Here is a 16,900-nt window from a genome sequence, read left to right on the forward strand (position 1 = left end):
GCGGTAGGCGCCGGCTGCGGCTTTGAAAGCAAGCGGCAATGGCGTCATGCGCCTGTCATATCAGCGAGTCAAGATGCACCGCAAAGAGGCCGAAGTGCGGCTACGCTGATTCAGACGAGAAAACGTTCTCAACCTGTCGTGACAATAATAACGGGCGTGCCATGAACAACGACGACAAGCGCATCCGGCTCGAAGAGGTGAGCAAGACCTGGGGTGGCCAGGCCGCCGTGGACCGGATCTCCTTCGATGTTGCCCCGGGCGAGTTCGTGATCCTGCTGGGTCCCTCGGGCTGCGGCAAGTCGACGACGCTGCGCATGATCGCCGGCCTCGAGCAGGCCAGCGACGGACGCATCCGCATCGGCGAGCGCGACGTGACCCATCTGCCACCTGGCGATCGCGGCCTGAGCATGGTGTTCCAGTCCTATGCGCTGTTTCCCCATCTGAGCGTGGCCGACAATATCGTTTTCGGCCTGCGCAGCCGCAAGGTGCCAAAAGCCGAACGCCAGGAGCGCCTTGCCCGGGTGGCACAGCTGGTCGATCTGGAAGCTTATCTCGATCGCAAGCCGGCCCAGCTCTCGGGCGGCCAGCGCCAGCGTGTGGCGCTGGCCCGCTCGATCATCTCCGAGCACCCCATCTGCCTGATGGACGAGCCGCTCTCCAATCTCGATGCCCGGCTTCGTGGCGAGATGCGGCGCGAGATCAAGGCCCTGCAGCAGCGGCTGGGCATGACGGTGATCTACGTTACCCACGACCAGGTGGAAGCCATGAGCATGGGCGACCGTGTCATCCTGATGGAGGCGGGGCGCATCGTGCAGGACGCGACCCCCGATGAACTCTACAACCGGCCGGCCACGGCCTTCGCGGCAAGCTTCATCGGCAGCCCGGCCATGAACCTGGTGACACTCGCCGCGGCGGCGGACGGGGCCGTCATCGAGGGTGAGCCGCGCTGCAGCGTGGCGTCCCACGATGCCAAGGGTCACCTGCTGGGGGTACGCCCCGAGGACATCACCGTACTGCCCGCCCATGCCAGTGGCGTGCCGGCCGAGGTGGTCGATGCCGAGTACCTGGGGGCCGACAGCATCGTGCGTCTCAAGGTGGGCAGCCAGGAGCTGCGTGCACGCCTGGACGGGGTGCCCAGCGTCAACCAGGGGGCGGCCTGCCGCCTGCAGTGGGCGCCCTGGGCGGCCCACTTCTTCGATTCTGGAGGCGGGCAGCGCCTGGCGCTCCAGGGGTATGACCTGTCCGCGGCCCCCGGTCGCCTGAGGCAGACTCAAGCAGCGCAGCGAAGCGGGGTGACAACCTCGCCTGGACCTTCCGGAAAGCACTCACCAGGAGTCAATCCATGAACACACGCCTTGCTCCCACCCTGTGCGGCCTGGCCGCTGCCGGCCTGCTGAGCGCCGGCCAGGCCGCCGCCCAAGAGCCGGTGGAACTGACCATGTACTATCCCGTTGCCGTCGGCGGTGCGTTGACCGATGTCATCGACGACCTGGTCGCCGACTTCCAGGCCGACCACCCTGATATCTCGGTGAACGCCATCTATGCCGGCAACTATGACGACACCCGGGTACGGGCGATGTCGGCCATCGAGGCGGGCGAGGCACCGCAGCTCTCGGTGCTGTTTTCCATCGACCTGTTCGACCTGCTGGAGCAGGACGCCATTATCGCCTTCGACGAGGTGGTGGAAACCGACGAGGAGCGCGAGTGGCTCGATAGCTTCTATCCCGGATTGATGGAAAACGGCCAGATCGACAGCCAGACCTACGGCATTCCCTTCCAGCGCTCCACCATCGTGCTTTACTGGAACAAGGAGGCCTTCGAAGCCGCCGGACTCGACCCCGAGACCCCGCCGGAAACCTGGGAAGAGATGGCTGACATGGCCGCTGCCGTGCGCGAGGCCAGCGGCGGCGACCAGTGGGGCGTCATGGTGCCCTCCACAGGCTATCCCTACTGGATGTTCCAGGCCTTCGCCTTCCAGAACGGCCACCGGCTGATGAACGAGGAGGGCACCGAGGTCTATTTCGATGACCCCGCCGCCATCGAGGCGCTGGAGTACTGGGTGTCGCTGGCCCGGGAGCACGAGGCGATGCCCGACGACGCCATCGAGTGGGGCACGCTGCGACAGAATTTCCTCGAGCAGTCCACCGCCATGATGTGGCACAGCACCGGCAACCTCACCGCGGTGCGCAACGCGGCCGAGTTCGACTTCGGCGTGGCCATGCTGCCGATGAAGGAGCAGCGTGGCAGCCCCACCGGCGGTGGTAACTTCTACATCTTCAACGACACCACCGAAGACGAGCAGCGCGCCGCCATGACCTTCATCCGCTGGATGACCGATCCTGAGCGTGCGGCGGCCTGGTCCATCGAGACCGGCTACATGGGCGTGAGCCCGGCCGCCTACGAGACCGAGGCCCTGCGCGACTACGTCGAGTCCTTCCCGCCGGCGGCAGTGGCCCGCGACCAGCTCGAGCACGGCACCGCGGAGCTCTCCACCTACCAGGGCGGGCGCGTTCGCCGGGCGCTGGACAATGCGATACAGGCGGCGCTGACCGGCCAGATGTCGCCGGAGGAAGCGCTCAACCAGGCCCAGGCCGAGGCCGAAGCGGCGTTGCGGCGTTACGCGCGCTGAGAAATCGACGTGAATAGGGGCGCCGGGGGTCAGGGCGGCGAGGAGGTCATTTGCCAGGGATGGCAAATGTAGCGTCCAGGGAGGGATTCACAGCGCCTCCTCAAAGCCCTTGGCCCCCGGATCAGCCCCGGACAGGACATGTCATGGTGATCCAGAACGCCGACCGACGCATGCAAATCTACGGCGCGCTGCTGCTGCTTCCGGCGGCGGTGCTGCTGGGTACCTTCGCCTATCTGCCAACGGTGTCCACCCTCGTCAACAGCCTGTTCCTGCCCGGCTTTCGCGGCTCGCCGCCGGAGTTCGTCGGGCTCGAGAACTATGCGCTGCTGATCGAGGACCGTACCTTCTGGCGGGTGGCGCGCAACAACCTGATCTATGCGCTGGGCACCATTCCCACGTCCATCGCCCTTGCGCTGGGCATGGCGCTGTTCGTCAATGCCCGCCTGCCGGGGCGCGGCTTCGTACGCATGGCCTATTTCACGCCGACCATCCTGCCGATGATCGCCGCCGCCAATATCTGGATGTTCTTCTACGCGCCGCAGATCGGCCTGTTCAACAAGATACTCGGAGCGCTGGGTATATCCGGGGTCAACTGGCTGGGCGACCCCAGCGTGGCGCTTGGCTCTGTCATCGTCATGACCATCTGGAAGGAAGCCGGCTTCTTCATGATCTTCTATCTGGCGGCACTGCAGAGCATCCCGCCGGAGCTCAAGGAGGCCTCGGACCTGGAGGGCACGGGCCGCTGGAGCTTCTTCTGGCGGGTCACCTTCCCGCTGCTGATGCCCACGACCCTGTTCGTGCTGATCAACGCGCTGATCAACGCCGTGCGGGTGGTGGACCACCTGTTCATCCTGACCAAGGGTGGGCCCAACAATGCCACCAATCTGCTGCTCTACTATGTCTACGAGAATGCCTTCTCCTTCTTCGACCGTACCTATGCCGCCACCATCACCGTAGTGATCCTGCTGGTGCTGGCGGTGGTGGCCACGGTGAAGTTCACCATCCTCGACCGCAGGACCCACTATCAGTGAGCACGGGGTACCATTCATGAGTCAGTCGAGCATGACGAGTGCAGCAAGCAGCCGGTTTGCCCTGCGGTTACCCAGCCTGGAAACCACCGCCGCCTGGCTGCTGGCGCTGATCTGGATCTTCCCGCTGCTCTACGCCTTCTGGGCGGCCTTCCACCCGGCGGCCTACATGGTGCGTTTCGATATCTTCGCACCGCTTACTCTGGAGAACTTCGCCAACGCCTGGGCCCAGGCGCCGTTCGCCCGCTACTACCTCAACACTTTCCTGCTGGTTACCGGGGTGGTGATGGCGCAGTTCGTGGTCTGTACCCTGGCCGGTTTCGCCTTCGCGCGCTTCCCGATCCCCGGCAAGGACATCCTGTTCATGCTGGTGCTGATCCAGCTCTTCGTCTTCCCCGAGGTCCTGATCGTCGAGAACTACCGCATCGCCAGTGGCCTGGGGCTGGTCGATACCATCACCGGCATCGGGCTACCCTACGTGGCAAGCGCCTTCGGCATCTTCCTGCTGCGACAGACCTTCAAGACCATACCCCGCGAGCTGGAGGACGCCGCCCGGATCGAGGGGTGCGGCTGGATGGCGATCCTGCTCAAGGTCTACGTGCCACTGGCCAAGCCCACCTATCTCGCCTACGGCCTGGTTTCGATCAGCCACCACTGGAACAACTTCCTCTGGCCGCTGGTGGTGACCAACTCGGTAGAAAGCCGCCCGCTCACCGTGGGGCTCGGCATCTTCTCGGCGCCGGAGACCGGCGTCAACTGGGCCACCGTCAGCGCTGCTACATTGCTCAGTATCGCCCCGCTGCTGGTGGCCTTCCTGCTGTTCCAGCGCCAGTTCGTGCAGTCGTTCCTGCGGGCTGGAATTCGCTAATAAAGGTCGATTGACTACCCTTGGGGATGAATGGACCACTCAAGGAGAGATGTCATGGCTCATGGACAGTCGCCAGGACAGGGCAAACACGCGCAGCTCTACCGCATGGTCATGGAGGAGCACCTGTGCCCCTTCGGACTGAAGAGCAAGGACCTGCTGGAGCGCAAGGGATTCGATGTCGAGGATCACCACCTGACCACGCGGGATGAGACGGAAGAATTCAAGGAAAAGCATGGGGTGGATACGACACCCCAGGCCTTTATCGATGGCCAGCGCATCGGCGGCTATGACGAGCTGCGCGAGCACTTCGGCCTGGATTCGCCGGGCGAGGACGAGACCACCTACCAGCCGGTGATAGCCCTGTTTGCCACGGCCTTGCTGATGGGACTTGCCGTCAGTTGGACGGCGACCGGCACCCTGCTGAGCCCCCGGATGCCGGAGTATTTTGTGGCCATCGCCATGGCCCTGCTGGGGCTGCAGAAGCTCAAGGACGTGGAGAGCTTCAGCACGATGTTTCTCAACTACGACCTGCTGGCCCAGCGTCAGGTGCGCTACGGCTACGTCTATCCCTATGCCGAGACACTGGCGGGCATTCTGATGCTGGCGGGTGCCCTGGTATGGTTGGCCGCACCAGTCGCACTTTTCATCGGTACGGTGGGCGCCGTCTCGGTGTTCAAGGCGGTCTATGTCGACAAGCGAGAGCTCAAGTGTGCCTGCGTGGGCGGCGACAGCAACGTGCCGCTGGGCTTCGTGTCGTTGACCGAAAACCTGATCATGGTCGGCATGGGTATCTGGATGCCGTTGCGGATGTATGTTCTTTAGTGATCGCCTTTAAGCTCGCGGACCTGCCGGGCCAGCGCGAACACATGCTTATCCTCGGCGCCAAGGTCTTCCAGCGCGGTGGCGAGGTTGAGCAGGTAGTCGCGGTTGGAGCCGCTGGGGCCGCTGGCGGCGGCGATCTGCCGGGCCATGTCCTCCAACGGAGCGTCGCCGAGGAAGGCGGCGTTCTCTTTCGTGGCCAGATATATCAGCCCCTCGGCGTGGTCACCCTCGGCGAAGTGCAGTATCACCCGCTCACGGAGATAACCGTTCTTTTCGCGAATATCCAACGGTCCCAGCGTATCGGCGTCGATACGGTAGGCCATGCCCTGGCAGGTCGTGCCGGGCGACTCGACCAGCGTGACCACGCGGCCAGGTGATTTCGGCGTGCCGCGATGATCGTGGGAGCCCTGCCAGAACCGACGTGCCCAGCCCTCGATACGGGCGGGGCGGCGCTCATGGTAGGCAAACTCGGCCTTCCAGATCAGCGAGCCGTAGCCGAACAGCCATAATGGCTGGCCTTCTTCGAAAAACACTCTCTTCCGATTAAGCCACGTGGTGTCCAAGGTCATAAGCTGCGATTGGCTCTGCGCATAAGAGGCTGAGTCAACGTCTGGGCCATGATGACACCCGCCAGTACCAGCACGCCTCCAACCAGATGGAACAGCGCGATCCGCTCGTCCAGAAAGGCCATGGCGATCAGGGCGCTGAACAGTGGCATCAGATTGATGAAGATACTCGCCTGGCTGGCACCGATCTGGCGGATGGCGCGCATCCACAGGAAGGTGGTGATGATCGAGGCGGGGATGCCGGCGTAGAGAATCAGCCAGACATTGTGCCCGTCCACCGGGGTCATTGGCCCCAGCAGGTAGCCGGGCAGCAGGAACAGTACGGCGAAACAGACCTGCACGTACAGCACGACCCAGGGCGGCAGATCCAGCGGCCAGCGCTTGAGCATGACACCGTAGAGAGCGTAGCAGGTGGCGGCGACCACCATCAGCAGGTCGCCCAGGGCGACTTCCAGCTGCAGCAGCGAGAGTGGGTTGCCGCGCCCCAGCAGTACGGTAACGCCGAACAGCGCCACGATACCGCCAAGGGTGCCACCGAGGCTCGGCGATTCGCGCAGGATCAGCGCGCTGAGCAGTACGGTGAGCAGCGGCACCATGGCGGCAAGGATGCCCATGTTGGTGGCCGAGGTGGTCTCGGCGGCGACATAGGCCAGGCCCTGCCACAGCGCCATGCCGATCAGGCCCAATACCGCAAGCTTGGGCCAGTGGCGGCGGATGGCTTCTCGATGCTGCCAGGCGGACGGCAGCACGAAGGGGGTGAGCACGGCCAGCGCCAGCACCCAGCGCAGGAAGGCGATACTGCTCGGTGCGATGGAGCCCACGGTGAGCTGGTTGATGGTCATGTTGCCCGACCAGATCAGTACCGCACCGAGCGGGGCCAGGAAATAGAGCAGCGGCATGGCGACCTCTTGGACAAAGCAGAGCCCCGCGTGGGCGGGGCTCTGGAGAGCTGTCATCATATCGCGCTGAGACGAGGCTGCAAGTCATGAGACGGCTAATGATAATGGCCGCCTGGTGTTGCACCACCGAGCATCGGGCGGGCCGACGCGCGCTAGCGCAGCTGACTGTCCTTGCTGCCGCGACGGTTATAGCCACTGTAGGTCGTCTGCTGCTTGTCCCGCTCGTTCTGGCAGGCGATGCAAAGGCGCACGCCCTTGATCGCCTCACGGCGAGCCTGGGGAATCTCGTCGCCGCACTCCTCGCAGTGCTTCCGGCTCTCGCCGGTGGGAAGCTGGCTGCGTACCCGCTGCAGCGCGTCTTCCACGGTGCTTTCGATCTGCTCCTGCTCGGCGCCGTCTCTTGACCAGCCCCCTGCCATGCTGTCGCCTCCTTCGGCTCTCACCGAGTCGTTTCAGTAATGCAGTCACTCTCCCTCAAGAGGGTTTGTGGCGCAGCTCGCCATTCAGCGCCTTGATGATGGTATAGCACATCAACAGCATCACGATGGAGAACGGAATCGCTGTCGCCGTCACCCCCGCCTGAAGTGCCGACAGACCGCCGCCGATAAGCAGCACGATGGCAATCAATCCCTCCACTGTTGCCCAGAACATCCGCTGAGGCCTGGGCGCATCGATCTTGCCACCGGCGGTAATGGTATCGATCACCAGGGAGCCGGAATCCGACGAGGTGACGAAGAAAATCAAAGCCAGAATGATGCCAAGAGTCGACATCAGGCCCGTCAGCGGCAGTTCGTTGAGCATGCCGAACAGCGACAGCTCGGGGCTGTAGTTGTCGATCACGTACTCCTTGACCAGGCTGGTGTCGGGGCTGGCGTAGAGCTGATCCAGCGCCGTGGCGCCAAAGACACCCATCCAGATGAAGATGAACAGGCTGGGAATCAGCAGCACACAGAGCACGAACTCGCGAACCGTGCGTCCGCGAGAGACACGCGCGATGAACATGCCGACGAAGGGTGCCCAACTGATCCACCAGGCCCAGTAGAAGATGCTCCAGGCCTGTCGATAGGCGTCGTCGTCACGGCCGATTGGTGCCGACAAGGGTATGAGTTCCTTCACATAGGTCGTAAGGCCGGTCCAGAAGCCGCCAAGGGCTACCAGGGTGGGGCCGGCAAACAGCACGAAGAAGAAGAACAGCACTGCCAGGACCATATTGATCTCGGAAAGCTTCTTAACGCCGCCCTCGAGCCCGCGCCAAACCGACACCAGTGCCGCCGCCGTGACCAGCAGGATGATGATGACCTGGGCGGTGGTGCTGACCTCCAGGCCGAAGACGAAATTCATCCCCGCATTGGCCTGCTGGGCGCCAAGCCCCAGCGATGTGGCGAGGCCGAACAGCGTGGAAAACACCGCCAGGATGTCGATCGCATGGCCCCACCAGCCCCACACGCGATCGCCGAGGATCGGGAAGAACGCCGAGCGAATCGAGAAGGGCAGGCCCTTGTTGTAGGTGAAAATGGAGAGCGCCAGGGCCATCACCACATAGACGGCCCAGCCGTGGATGCCCCAGTGGAGATAGGTGCCTGCAAGACCCATGGCTGTGGCTTCGGGAATGGCCCCGGCGTTCAAGGCTCCATCGGCGCCAAAGGGAGACGGAATGCCAAGCGGCAGCGAGACGTTGGCATGGTAGACCGGCTCCAGCACCCCGAAGAACAGCAGCCCGATGCCGATACCGGCGGCGAACAGCATCGAAAACCAGGAGAGATAGCCGTAGTCGGGGCGGGCATCCGGGCCGCCCAGCCGGACCGAGCCATAGGGCAAGACGACCAGCGCCAGGCAGAACAGAATAAAGAAATCCACCACCATCATGAAATACCAGTCCAGGGTGCCGGTAGAGAAACCGACGATGGACTGGAAGAGATTTCCCGCCCGCTCCGGGAACAGCAGGGTGAGGATGATAAAGACGACCGATGCGAGTGCCGAAACGGCGAAGACCCGGTTATGGATGTCGAAGCCGATGGGGCCCAGTCGCCCTTCGAGATTGTCCTGTCCAACGACGTAATCGGTTTGCATATCGCTGGTCAGTGGGGACGACGCGGGGTCGCTTGAGGTGCTCATGGGCTACGCCTCCTTAATTATTATGTAGGGGTCGTGAGGGGGACTGCTCTTCAGTGTACAGCCATGCTTCCTGGGAATAGGTATCCCGCCGCGGGGACGGCGGGACTAGGGTGTCATGCATGGACGTCGCCGGCCAACGGGAAGCGCGCTCGCCGTTCGAGATCGTCCAGGTCGATGGTGTTGCGCATGTACTGGGTGCTGGCATCGAACAACGGCTGGTGGTCCCAGGGCGTGACCTTGCCCTGCATGAGCGCCCGTGAAACCAGCTTGCGGCGTCGCTGGCTGGCGATCACCTCGCCGTGCAGCCGCTCATAGTCCCAGCGGCTGGCGACCTCGTCGCGAAACTGCTTGCACAGGTCCAGGTGCGCGGGGTCCCCGGCCAGGTTGTTGAGCTCGAGCGGGTCTGCCTCGAGGTCGAACAGCTGGTCGGGGTCGGGTGCGGTGTGGACGAACTTGTAGCGCCCGCGGCGGATCATCAGCAGCGGTGCGATGGCGCCCTCGCCGAGGTATTCGCCGATCACCTCGTCATGGCCGCCGGTGCCGGTCAGGTGCGGTAGCAGGCTGCGGCCGTCGATGGGCACGGCGTATTCCGGTGCGGTGCCGTCGTGGGCGATCTCGGCGAAGGTCGGCAGCAGGTCCATGGTCGACACCGACTCGCGCACCCGGCGCGGGGTGAAGCGGCCGGGGGCGTGGACGATCATCGGCACGCGGGCGGAATCCTCGAACCAGCTCATCTTGTACCAGAGGCCGCGCTCGCCGAGCATGTCGCCGTGGTCGCCGGAGAACACGATGATGGTGTCTTCGTCGAGGCCGGTCTCTTTCAAGGCCTTCAGCACGGCGCCGATCTGGTCGTCGACATAGCTGAGCGCCCCGTAGTAGGCGTGGCGGGCGTTGCGAATCTGCTCGTCGCTGACGGTGTCCTCGGCGAGCTGATAGACATGACGCAGTCGCTGGGAGTGCGGGTCCATCAATTCCCGCGAGTAGGGCACGCGCGGCATGTCGATGTCGTCATGATCGTAGCGGTCCCAGTACTCCTGCGCGATGGTGTAGGGGTCGTGGGGGTGGGTTAGCGATACGGTCAGGCAGAAGGGGCGCTGCTCGCCGTTGCGAACATAGTCGTAGAGGAAACGCTTGGCGCGGAAGGTGACCTCGTCGTCGAAGTCGAGCTGATTTGAGCGCACGCAGGGGCCGGCCTGAATTACCGAGCACATGTTGTGGTAGTAGCTCGGCCGCTCGTCGAAGTTTTCCCAATCGACGAACCAGCCATAATCGGCTGGATAGATGTCGGTCGTCAGGCGCTCCTCGAAGCCGTGCAGCTGGTCCGGGCCGCAGAAGTGCATCTTGCCCGACAGCGAGGTGTAGTAGCCGGCATCGCGCAGGTAGTGGGCGAAGGTCGGGGTGTCGGCGGCGAACTCGGCGGCGTTGTCGTAGCCGCCAATGCGCGACGGCAGCTGGCCGGCCATCAGCGTGAAGCGCGACGGTGCACATAGCGGGCTGTTGCAGTAGGCCGAATCGAAGACCACGCCTTCGGCGGCCAGGCGTGACAGATGCGGCGTCTTGACCAGGGGGTGCCCGTAGAAGGGTAGGGCAGAGGCCGCCACCTGGTCGGCCATCAGGAACAGGATGTTGGGCTGCTTGGGCGTCATGGGGCCTCTCTTGCTTGTTGCTGCGCGCTTGGGTTTCTTGCTCGAACCAAACCGTGGCTGGCGAGCATGACAGTCTCCCTGCTAATCTCATGGCCTGTAAACTCGCTGAATTTTTATGGAAGGCATTAGGTGAGCTAATGGTTTCAGTAGGTGGGAGAGCATCGCCCAACGGTTTGCGGGTGTTCGAGGCGGCGGCCCGGCACCTCAGCTTCACTGCCGCGGCGCGGGAGCTGCGCTCGACCCAGTCGGCGGTCAGCCAGCAGGTCAGGGCCCTTGAAGAGCAGCTCGGCATGCCGTTGTTCGAGCGCATCTATCGCGGGGTAAGATTGACCGAGGCGGGGCAGGCACTGTTCGCCGGTGTGCAGGAAGGGTTCACGATCATCGATCGCACCATCGACCGGCTACAGCAAAGGTACCAACACCCGCATGTGAACATCCTCACCGACTTCTCGTTCGCTGCCTATTGGCTGATGCCGCGGCTGCCGAGCTTCCGTAAAGAACATCCGCATATCGACGTGCGCATCGTGACCAACCAGGGCGCGCTCGACTGGCGCACCCAGGAGGTCGACGTGGCTATCCTGTTCTGTGACGAACGGACCCTGGCGTCTGGCGTGCCGCGGCTGTTCCCCGAGGAGGTCTTTCCGGTCTGCGCCCCCGGCTTCCTGCAGCAGCACGGGCCGATCGAGTCTCCCGCGCGACTGGCCGAGCTGCCGTTGTTGGCCTTGACCGCTGATCAGGGGCAGAGCTGGTTGGACTGGCCGAGTTACTTCGAGCAACTGGCGGGCATCGGCTATCTGGAATCCCCGGAGCTGACGTTCAATAACTACACGCTGCTGATCCAGGCGGCGATCGCCGGACAGGGCGTCGGGATGGGATGGCGAGGGTTGGTCGATGACATGCTCGAGAGTGGCATGCTGGTCGGACTGCAGGAGCTGGGGCTGCGCTCGTCGCGTGGCTATGGGCTGATCGATGCGCGGCCGGATACGTCGGGTGAAGCGAAACGGGCGCTGCAGGTATGGGTACTGGCTTGTGCCGAGGAGTCCCAGGATAAGCGCTAGGCTCAATACGAAAACTGCCTACGCTTGCCCATACGGCGTTAAAAATCGGCTCAAAGTACTCATTTACAACCCGTAAACTCCGTCTTTTCGTCGATTTTTGCCTTGTCTGGCCTACGCGCGGCGACTTTTCGTATTGAGCCTACGAGCTGTGAAGAAAGGAGGCCAGACGAGGGCTAACGGCCCCCGTCCGGTATCCGGTCAAACGCCGAGGATTTCCTTGGCCTGGTTCAGTAGATCTTCGGAGCGAGCATGGTCGCCGTCATTGTGGGCTTCCTCACCCTCCTGGCGCAGCTCGTTGACCTGCTCGATTTCGGCTTCACTTAGCTGGGCGACCTTGGCGTCGTCCTGCAGGGCTTCGTCGATCTCGCCCATCAGCATGGGGCAGCTGGCGGCCCAGGCGGGAAAGGCGAAGGCGAGTAATACCAGTGCGGCAAACAGTGTCTTTAACATTGTCGATATCTCCTTTGAACGCAGCCGGTCGGCTGGTCCGAATGGATAGGCAGTGCCTCGACCGGAACCGTCTTTCTGTGCCAGTTTTACCCGACGTCATGCGGTGCCGGCGAGCCATCGGTTCGGCCGCTGTCAGTATAGATAACCTGGGCCAACTGAACAGGACAGAAACGCCCCGCTGTTTTGCAACAGCAGGGCGTTTCGAGGTTGGGCCGGGCTGGGTTTCAGCCGATGGCGGCAATAGCTGCCTTGGCCACCTGTACGTCCTGGTCGGGCTTGACGCCGGAAACCCCGACGCTGCCGGCGACCTGGTCGTCGACGATCACCGGCACACCACCGGACAGCAGTGCCTGTAGCGGTGCTGAAACAAAGGCGGTGCGGCCGTTATTGATCATCTCTTCGAAGACCTGGGTCTCCTTGCGGCCCATGGCGGCGCTACGCGCCTTCTCGGCGGCCACATTGGCAGTGAAGGGGGCGGTGCCGTCGAGGCGGCGCAGGCCGAGCAGGTGGCCGCCGTCGTCGGCCACCGCGATGGTGACCAGCCAGCCGTTGGCCTCGGCCTCCTGCTGGGCGGCATCGAGGATGGCGTTGACGTCGGTGAGGGTGAGTGCGGGCTTGGTGTTCATGGTGATCTCCTGATGGGGCAAAGCAATTGGTTATTCGGAGCTGGCAGCTTGCCAGTGGTGAACCACGGGGCTTCCGTCGACAGGCCTCCGAGGAGGCGCTGTAAACCCCTCCCTGGGCGCTACCGATGCCATCCATGGCATCGGACCTCCTCTACGGCCTGTCCCCGGCGCCCCTCGCGTTGGTAGATTCATTGGCCGAGAGCCGTGCTCGCTGCAGGTTGTAACGTCTCATCGACGATTTCTATCCAGTGTCGTACTGGTGTTCTGCCGGCGCCGTTGAGGTGTGTCTGGCAGCCGATATTGGCGGTCACGATAAGCTCCGGGTTGCCGGCTTCCAGGGCGTTGAGCTTGTTATCGCGCAACTGGGTGGCAAGCTCCGGCTGGGTGATGGAGTAGGTGCCCGCCGAGCCGCAGCAGAGGTGGGCATCCTGTACCGGCGTCAGCGAAAAGCCGAGCTTGACCAGCACGCCTTCGGCGGCGCCACCGAGCTTCTGGGCATGCTGCAGGGTGCAGGGGCAGTGGAAGGCGAGCTTGCGGCTCTCCTTCACCTTCAGCGCTTCCAGATCCTCGTCGCGTAGCACTTCGACGAGATCCCGGGCCAGCTCACTGACCCGTCGGGCTTTCTCGGCGTACTCGGGATCGCCCTCCAGCATCTCGCCGTACTCCTTGACGAAGGCGCCACAGCCGCTGGCGGTCTGTACGATGGCTTCGGCACCGGCCTCTACGTGTGGCCACCAGGCGTCGATATTGGCGCGGATGCGGGCTCGGCCGTCGTCCTGGGCGTTGAGGTGGAAATCTACAGCGCCGCAGCAGCCTGCCTCGGGAGCCGGGGTGAGGCCAATGCCCAGGCGGTCCAGCACCCTTGCTGTGGCGGCATTGGTGTTGGGCGAGAGCCCCGGCTGTACGCAGCCTTCTAGAATCAGCATCTGGCGTTTGTGTTTCTTGCTCTCGGGCCGTGCCCCGGCATCCACCGGCTTGGGCGGCAGCTTGTCCCTGAGCTTGCCGGGCGCCAGCGGCTTGAAGGTCTGGCCCAGTTTGAGCAGCGCCTGGAAGCGTTTGGGATCGGTCAGGGCCTTGCGCAGCCCATAGCGCAGGGCGCGGTCGCTAGCCTTGCGCGGCACCCGCCGCTCGATCTCGGCGCGGCCGATGTCGAGCAGCTTGTGGTACTCCACGCCGGAGGGGCAGGTGGTCTCGCAGTTGCGACAGGTCAGGCAGCGGTCCAGGTGCAGCCGGGTCTGCTCGGTGACGTTCACGTCGTCGTCGGGATTTTCCAGCATCTCCTTCATCAGGTAGATGCGTCCCCGGGGGCCGTCGCGTTCGTCGCCCAGCAATTGATAGGTAGGGCAGGTGGCGTTGCAGAAGCCGCAGTGAACGCAGCTGCGCAGGACGCGGTCGGCCTCGCGGATGTGCGGCTTCTTGAGGTCTTCCTCGGTAAAGTGCGTCTGCATGTAGATTTCCTCGATACGTCTCAGAACGCCGCGTAGAGCCGGCCCGGGTTGAAGATGCCCTTGGGGTCGAGCTCGGCCTTGAGGTTGCGGTGATACTTCAGCAGCACCGATGGCAGCGGGGTAAAGGGCTCGTCGCTTCCCGGCCCTTCACAGGCGCCCAGGTAGGTGGCATGACCATCGACGCGTCGGCAGGCGTTGCGCAGGGTCTCGGCATCGATGGCACTCCTGACCCAGCACTGGGCGCCGGCCCAGTCGTGGATCATCGAGGCTTCCGCTGTGTCGGCGAGTCCCAGTGAGGCCGTGCGATGGGGCAGTGACAGGCGCCACAGGGGCCGGTCGCTGGCCCTGGCGGAGGCGTTACCCTGGTCGAAGAAGTCCAGGTTCAGATCCCGTAACGCTGGCCAGAAGTTCTCATCCAGCGCATCGCCGCCGAGACGCTCGCGGGTGGCGGCCACGGAGCTCGGCCCGCCTTCCAGGCGGATATGAAGGGCGCCCTCCAGCCAGGCTGCCGCACTGATGGGCAGCGGCTCACGGCCCCATTCGGCCAGCCTGTTGCGCGCTTCCTCGAGTGAGATATCCAGGTGCAGGCTGCGGCTGGCGCCGGGCCGGGGCAGCACCTTGAAGGTGACTTCGGTGAGCAGCCCGAGGGTGCCCTGGGCGCCGACCATCAGCCTCGACAGGTCGTAGCCGGCGACGTTCTTCATCACCTGGCCACCGAAGCGCTGCTCGATGCCTTCGTGGCCGATCACCCGGGCGCCGAGCACGAAATCGCGCACGCTGCCGGCCCAGGGGCGGCGGGGGCCGGAGAGACCGGTGGCGACCATGCCGCCCACGGTGCTCGCTTCACCAAAGCGTGGCGGCTCGAAGGGCAGCATCTGCCCCTGCTCGGCGAGGGCGGCCTCGAGCTCGGCCAGAGGCGTGCCGCTGCGTACCGATACCACCAGCTCCACCGGGTCGTAGAAGGTGATACCCCGGTGCTCGGCGGTGGATAGCACTTCGCCCTCTGTGGGGCGGCCGTAGAAGCCGCGGGTATCGCCGCCGACGATGCGCAGCGGGGTGCCGGCGGCATTCGCCTGACGGATACGCTCTGCCAATGACTCGCTGGCGTCATGGTCATGGGGTGTCGTTGCTGTCTTGTCCATGGTCACTCCAGTCAGCCTTGCTTGGCGGGGTCGGCTGCCGCGCTCTTGATGGTGCGGAATTCCGAGCAGCGGGCCGGCGTGGGAATGTTCTTGCCCGGGTTGAGCAGGCCCGTCGGATCGAAGGCGGCCTTGGCGGCACGGAAGGTGGCCAGCTCGTCGGGGCGGAACTGGGCGCACATCTGGTTGATCTTCTCGCGGCCGACGCCATGCTCACCGGTGATGGTGCCGCCCACCTCGACGCACAGTTCGAGGATCTTGCCGCCCAGCGCCTCGGCCTCGTCCAGCTCGCCCGGGGTGTTGGCATCGAACAGGATCAGCGGGTGCATGTTGCCGTCGCCGGCATGGAAGACGTTGGCCACCCGCAGGCCGTACTGCTCGGACAGGTCGGAGATGCCCTTCAGCACCCGGGCCAGCTCGCGGCGCGGTATGGTGCCGTCCATGCAGTAGTAGTCCGGCGACATGCGGCCCACCGCCGGGAAGGCGTTCTTGCGACCGGCCCAGAACAGCGCGCGCTCGGCATCGTCGCGGGCCTGCTGGATACCGGTGGCGCCGGCCGCCTCGAGTACGCGGCGAACGGTCTCGCAGTCGTCATCGACGTCGGCTTCGACGCCGTCCAGTTCGCAGAGCAGGATCGCCTCGGCCTCCACCGGATAGCCGGCGCCGATGAAGTCCTCGGCGGCGCGAATTGCCAGGTTGTCCATCATTTCCAGGCCGCCGGGAATGATGCCCGCGGCGATGATAGAGCCCACGGCGTTGCCTGCCTTCTCGATGTCGTCGAAGCTGGCCATCAGCACCTTGGCGGTCTCGGGCTTGGGCAGCAGCTTGACGGTGATCTCGGTGACCACGCCGAGCATGCCCTCGGAGCCATTGAACAGCGCCAGCAGGTCGAAGCCGGGGGCGTCCAGGGCATCGCTGCCCAGGGTCATGTGCTCGCCCTCGATGGTGAGCACCTCGACCTTGATCACGTTGTGCACGGTCAGGCCGTACTTGAGGCAGTGCACGCCGCCGGCGTTCTCGGCCACGTTGCCGCCGATGGAGCAGGCGATCTGGGAAGAAGGGTCCGGAGCGTAGTAGAGGCCATAGGGTGAGGCCGCCTCGGAGATGGCCAGGTTGCGCACCCCGGGCTCGACCCGGGCAATTCGCGCCTCGGGGTCGATCTCCAGGATGCGGCTGAAGCGCGACAGCACCAGCAGCACGCCGTGCTCCAGCGGCATGGCGCCGCCCGAGAGGCCAGTGCCGGCACCGCGGGTCACCACCGGCACACCGAGACGATGGCAGGTCTTGAGCAGCTGTTCGACCTGCGCCAGGGTCTCTGGCAGCGCCACCAGCATGGGCAGGGTGCGATAGACCGAGAGGCCATCGCACTCGAAGGGGTGCAGGTCTTCTTCACGATGCAGCAGCGTCAGGCCGGGCACGTCCTGGGCGAGACTGTCGCGGATGGCGGTCTTGTCCAGCTGCGGCGCCGCGCCATCGAGTCGTTCATCGTAGAGAATATTCATGGAGACGCCTCATTGAGAGTCATGGCGGCAGGAGTTGTGATCGTGCGAAAGCCCCAATCTGCGCGCTAACCGACTCGCTGTCCAGCTTCCGGTCTGCTGGTATG

16 protein-coding genes are annotated in these 16,900 nt (G+C 64.3%); 6 read left to right on the plus strand and 10 right to left on the minus strand.

All coding sequences use genetic code 11. The features are described 5' to 3' along the window. Positions 1-161: 161 nt before the first annotated feature. From DU505_RS00255 to DU505_RS00275, 5 genes are all read left to right on the plus strand, one after another. On the plus strand, positions 162-1,346 hold the full coding sequence (locus DU505_RS00255) for an ABC transporter ATP-binding protein (RefSeq protein WP_114476995.1): 1,185 nt from the start codon (positions 162-164) through the stop codon (positions 1,344-1,346). Then, positions 1,343-2,629, plus strand: coding sequence for an ABC transporter substrate-binding protein (locus DU505_RS00260; RefSeq protein WP_114476996.1), 1,287 nt, complete (start codon positions 1,343-1,345; stop codon positions 2,627-2,629). The genes DU505_RS00255 and DU505_RS00260 overlap by 4 nt, the downstream gene beginning before the upstream one ends. Before the next feature lie 143 nt (positions 2,630-2,772). Next, a complete protein-coding gene (locus DU505_RS00265) occupies positions 2,773-3,660 on the plus strand; it encodes a carbohydrate ABC transporter permease (RefSeq protein ID WP_114476997.1) in 888 nt (295 codons plus the stop codon). Between the two features lie 31 nt (positions 3,661-3,691). After that, the gene (locus DU505_RS00270) at positions 3,692-4,525 is read left to right on the plus strand and encodes a carbohydrate ABC transporter permease (protein WP_114476998.1); all 834 of its coding nucleotides are present in this window, start codon (positions 3,692-3,694) and stop codon (positions 4,523-4,525) included. A 54-nt stretch (positions 4,526-4,579) separates the two neighbouring features. After that, positions 4,580-5,347: a glutaredoxin family protein gene (locus tag DU505_RS00275; RefSeq protein ID WP_114476999.1), complete on the plus strand. Its 768-nt coding sequence runs from the start codon at positions 4,580-4,582 to the stop codon at positions 5,345-5,347. On the opposite strand, the gene DU505_RS00280 is transcribed toward DU505_RS00275, so the two are convergent. The 5 genes from DU505_RS00280 to betC form a co-directional block, all read right to left on the minus strand. After that, entirely contained in the window at positions 5,344-5,916 is a 573-nt protein-coding gene (locus tag DU505_RS00280; protein WP_114477000.1) for a gamma-glutamylcyclotransferase, read from the minus strand. The two genes, DU505_RS00275 and DU505_RS00280, sit on opposite strands and share 4 nt — an antisense overlap. After that, the gene (locus DU505_RS00285) at positions 5,913-6,812 is read right to left on the minus strand and encodes a DMT family transporter (protein ID WP_114477001.1); all 900 of its coding nucleotides are present in this window, start codon (positions 6,810-6,812) and stop codon (positions 5,913-5,915) included. Before DU505_RS00285 ends, DU505_RS00280 begins: the two co-directional genes overlap by 4 nt. A gap of 152 nt (positions 6,813-6,964) precedes the next feature. Further along, the gene (locus DU505_RS00290) at positions 6,965-7,231 is read right to left on the minus strand and encodes a DksA/TraR family C4-type zinc finger protein (protein ID WP_114477002.1); all 267 of its coding nucleotides are present in this window, start codon (positions 7,229-7,231) and stop codon (positions 6,965-6,967) included. Positions 7,232-7,286: 55 nt separating this feature from the next. After that, positions 7,287-8,927, minus strand: coding sequence for a BCCT family transporter (locus DU505_RS00295; protein WP_114477003.1), 1,641 nt, complete (start codon positions 8,925-8,927; stop codon positions 7,287-7,289). 113 nt (positions 8,928-9,040) lie between these two features. Continuing rightward, positions 9,041-10,573, minus strand: coding sequence for a choline-sulfatase (gene betC / locus DU505_RS00300; RefSeq protein ID WP_114477004.1), 1,533 nt, complete (start codon positions 10,571-10,573; stop codon positions 9,041-9,043). A 137-nt stretch (positions 10,574-10,710) separates the two neighbouring features. Here betC and DU505_RS00305 point away from each other — a divergent pair, with 137 nt between their 5' ends. Beyond that, entirely contained in the window at positions 10,711-11,631 is a 921-nt protein-coding gene (locus DU505_RS00305) for a choline sulfate utilization transcriptional regulator (protein ID WP_114477005.1), read from the plus strand. Between the two features lie 198 nt (positions 11,632-11,829). Here the strand turns inward: DU505_RS00305 and DU505_RS00310 are convergent, their stop codons facing one another. The 5 genes from DU505_RS00310 to glcD form a co-directional block, all read right to left on the minus strand. Next, positions 11,830-12,081, minus strand: a complete 252-nt coding sequence (locus DU505_RS00310; RefSeq protein WP_114477006.1) for a hypothetical protein — start codon at positions 12,079-12,081, stop codon at positions 11,830-11,832. 224 nt (positions 12,082-12,305) lie between these two features. After that, complete coding sequence (locus DU505_RS00315; RefSeq protein WP_114477007.1) at positions 12,306-12,707, minus strand: GlcG/HbpS family heme-binding protein; 402 nt, start codon at positions 12,705-12,707, stop codon at positions 12,306-12,308. A gap of 188 nt (positions 12,708-12,895) precedes the next feature. Further along, the gene (gene glcF / locus DU505_RS00320) at positions 12,896-14,155 is read right to left on the minus strand and encodes a glycolate oxidase subunit GlcF (RefSeq protein WP_114477008.1); all 1,260 of its coding nucleotides are present in this window, start codon (positions 14,153-14,155) and stop codon (positions 12,896-12,898) included. A gap of 20 nt (positions 14,156-14,175) precedes the next feature. Next, positions 14,176-15,297 carry a glycolate oxidase subunit GlcE gene (gene glcE, locus DU505_RS00325; RefSeq protein WP_114477009.1) on the minus strand — a complete coding sequence of 374 codons (1,122 nt, stop codon included), beginning with the start codon at positions 15,295-15,297 and terminating at the stop codon, positions 14,176-14,178. 11 nt (positions 15,298-15,308) lie between these two features. Continuing rightward, positions 15,309-16,796: a glycolate oxidase subunit GlcD gene (gene glcD / locus DU505_RS00330; RefSeq protein WP_114477010.1), complete on the minus strand. Its 1,488-nt coding sequence runs from the start codon at positions 16,794-16,796 to the stop codon at positions 15,309-15,311. Positions 16,797-16,900 lie beyond the last annotated feature (104 nt).

It is taken from the genome of Billgrantia montanilacus, from assembly GCF_003336675.1.
Taxonomy (GTDB): domain Bacteria; phylum Pseudomonadota; class Gammaproteobacteria; order Pseudomonadales; family Halomonadaceae; genus Halomonas; species Halomonas montanilacus.

Excerpts from the sequence above, each read along its gene's own strand:
- DU505_RS00295 (WP_114477003.1), bottom strand. The coding sequence starts at position 8,927 with ATGAGCACCTCAAGCGACCCCGCGTCGTCCCCACTGACCAGCGATATG.
- DU505_RS00290 (WP_114477002.1), bottom strand. The coding sequence starts at position 7,231 with ATGGCAGGGGGCTGGTCAAGAGACGGCGCCGAGCAGGAGCAGATCGAA.
- DU505_RS00265 (WP_114476997.1), top strand. The coding sequence starts at position 2,773 with ATGGTGATCCAGAACGCCGACCGACGCATGCAAATCTACGGCGCGCTG.
- DU505_RS00270 (WP_114476998.1), top strand. The coding sequence starts at position 3,692 with ATGACGAGTGCAGCAAGCAGCCGGTTTGCCCTGCGGTTACCCAGCCTG.
- DU505_RS00285 (WP_114477001.1), bottom strand. The coding sequence starts at position 6,812 with ATGCCGCTGCTCTATTTCCTGGCCCCGCTCGGTGCGGTACTGATCTGG.
- DU505_RS00315 (WP_114477007.1), bottom strand. The coding sequence starts at position 12,707 with ATGAACACCAAGCCCGCACTCACCCTCACCGACGTCAACGCCATCCTC.
- glcE (WP_114477009.1), bottom strand. The coding sequence starts at position 15,297 with ATGGACAAGACAGCAACGACACCCCATGACCATGACGCCAGCGAGTCA.
- DU505_RS00305 (WP_114477005.1), top strand. The coding sequence starts at position 10,711 with ATGGTTTCAGTAGGTGGGAGAGCATCGCCCAACGGTTTGCGGGTGTTC.
- DU505_RS00260 (WP_114476996.1), top strand. The coding sequence starts at position 1,343 with ATGAACACACGCCTTGCTCCCACCCTGTGCGGCCTGGCCGCTGCCGGC.
- DU505_RS00310 (WP_114477006.1), bottom strand. The coding sequence starts at position 12,081 with ATGTTAAAGACACTGTTTGCCGCACTGGTATTACTCGCCTTCGCCTTT.
- betC (WP_114477004.1), bottom strand. The coding sequence starts at position 10,573 with ATGACGCCCAAGCAGCCCAACATCCTGTTCCTGATGGCCGACCAGGTG.
- glcF (WP_114477008.1), bottom strand. The coding sequence starts at position 14,155 with ATGCAGACGCACTTTACCGAGGAAGACCTCAAGAAGCCGCACATCCGC.
- DU505_RS00280 (WP_114477000.1), bottom strand. The coding sequence starts at position 5,916 with ATGACCTTGGACACCACGTGGCTTAATCGGAAGAGAGTGTTTTTCGAA.
- DU505_RS00275 (WP_114476999.1), top strand. The coding sequence starts at position 4,580 with ATGGCTCATGGACAGTCGCCAGGACAGGGCAAACACGCGCAGCTCTAC.
- glcD (WP_114477010.1), bottom strand. The coding sequence starts at position 16,796 with ATGAATATTCTCTACGATGAACGACTCGATGGCGCGGCGCCGCAGCTG.
- DU505_RS00255 (WP_114476995.1), top strand. The coding sequence starts at position 162 with ATGAACAACGACGACAAGCGCATCCGGCTCGAAGAGGTGAGCAAGACC.